Source organism: Ideonella azotifigens (genome assembly GCF_006519715.1).
Taxonomy (GTDB): domain Bacteria; phylum Pseudomonadota; class Gammaproteobacteria; order Burkholderiales; family Burkholderiaceae_C; genus Ideonella; species Ideonella azotifigens.
Genome location: NZ_VIDT01000911.1, coordinates 1 through 1,821, shown reverse-complemented (window position 1 = coordinate 1,821; position 1,821 = coordinate 1). Strand labels below are relative to the sequence as shown.

At 70.9% G+C, this 1,821-nt stretch carries 2 protein-coding genes; one reads left to right on the top strand and one right to left on the bottom strand.

Annotated elements, in window-relative coordinates; all coding sequences use genetic code 11:
* A partial coding sequence (trxA, locus tag FKP22_RS29155) for a thioredoxin (RefSeq protein WP_141291655.1) occupies positions 1-322 on the top strand: 322 nt, incomplete at its 5' end.
* A 1-nt stretch (position 323) separates the two neighbouring features.
* Here the strand turns inward: trxA and FKP22_RS29150 are convergent.
* Positions 324-1,821: AMP-binding protein (locus FKP22_RS29150; protein WP_141291653.1), on the bottom strand; the 1,498-nt coding region annotated here is incomplete at its 5' end.

The following is a 1,821-nucleotide window of genomic DNA, read 5'->3' as shown; positions in this document are numbered from 1 at the left end:
GGCCGACGGCCACCCCGTGACGTTGACCGACGCCAACTTCGACGCCTTCGTGCGCGCCAGCGGGCTGCCAGTGGTGGTGGACTTCTGGGCCGAATGGTGCGGCCCCTGCCGCATGATGGCGCCGCAGTTCGAGCAGGCCGCCGCGCAGCTCAAGGGCAAGGTGGTGTTCGCCAAGGTCAACAGCGACGAAAACCCGCGGGTCTCGGCCCGCTTCGGCATCCGCAGCATTCCCACGCTGCTCAAGCTCAAGGGCGGCCAGGAGGCGGACCGTCAGGCGGGCGCTCGGCCGGCTGCCGCCATCGCCCAGTTCGCGGCCAGCTGAATCAGCCCGCCAGGCGCTGCTGCGCGTAACTGACGAACCAGCCCACCGCGCCGGCGTTCGCCATCGCGTCCGGGTTCAGCACCTTCTCCGCCGCCTCGCCCAGCAGCAGCTTCTTCACCGGCAGCTCCATCTTCTTGCCCGACAGCGTCCGCGGCACCGCCGGCACCTGCAGCACCACGTCGGGCACGTGGCGCGGCGACAGCGCCTGGCGGATGCCGGCCTTCAGCCGCGCGACCAGCGCCTCGTCCAACGCCAGCCCCTCGCGCAGCACCACGAACAGTGGCATGAACGACGGCCGGCCCAGGTACTCCAGGTCCACCACCAGGCTGTCCAGCACCTCGGGCTCGGCTTCGACCGCGCGGTACAGCTCGGCCGTGCCCATGCGGATGCCGTGGCGGTTGATGGTCGCGTCGCTGCGGCCGTAGATGATGGCGCCAGCCGCACCAGCGTCCGGATGCGGCACGATGCGCAGCCAGTCGCCATGCCGCCAGACGCCGGGATAAGTGTCGAAATAGCTGTCGTGCAGGCGTTGACCTTGCGGCCCTGGCGGCTGGTCACCCCAGAAGTACAGCGGCATCGAAGGCATCGGCGCGGTGCACACCAGCTCGCCCACCTCATCGATCAGCGGCCGGCCACGTCCCTCGTCATCGGGCTCGCTGAAGGCCTGCACCGCAGCACCCAGGCAGCGGCACTGCATCTCGCCGGCGACCACCGGCAGGGCGGGCGTGCCGGCCAGGAAGGCGCCGGCGAAGTCGGTGCCGCCGGAGATGCAGGAGATCCAGATCGGCCGGCCACCGGGCCGCGGCAGCTGCTGCCAGATCCATTCGTAGCACTCGGGTGCCAGTGGCGAGCCGGTCGAGCCGACCGCGCGCAGGCGGTGCAGGTCGGCCACCTGCTGCGGCGCCACCCCAGCCTTCAGGCAAGCAGCGTAGAACGCCGCGCCGGCGCCGAAGAAGGTGCAGCCGGCCAGGCCGGCAAAGCGCCACAGCGTGGACCAATCCGGCGCGCCCGAATGGCCATTGGCGGGCGCTGCCGGTGAGCCGTCGAACAGGCAGACCGTGGTGCCGCTGAGCAGGCCGGCAACCTGGCTGTTCCACATGATCCAGCCGGTGCTGCTGTACCAGTGGAAGCGGTCACCGCCAACGGCGCTTGGCGCCAGGTCGTTGTGCAGCCCGCCCATCTTCAGCGCCTCCAGCACCACGCCGCCGTGGCCGTGCACGATGGGCTTGGGCAGTCCTGTCGTGCCGCTGGAATAGACGATCCACAGCGGATGATCGAAGGGCAGCCAGGCCGGGGCCAGCGGTGCGGGGACTTGCGCCTCACCGGGCAGCAGCGCGTCGGCCACCAACGCCGAAAAGTCCAGACGCGGACAGCCGCCCCCTGCGTCGTCCCATGGCAGGTCCAGCACGTCCACGGCCACCTGCAGCTTCAGGCTGGGCAAGGTTTGCTGCAGTTGCGCCACCAGCGCGCGCCGGTCATGCGCCTGGCCGCCGTGGCGG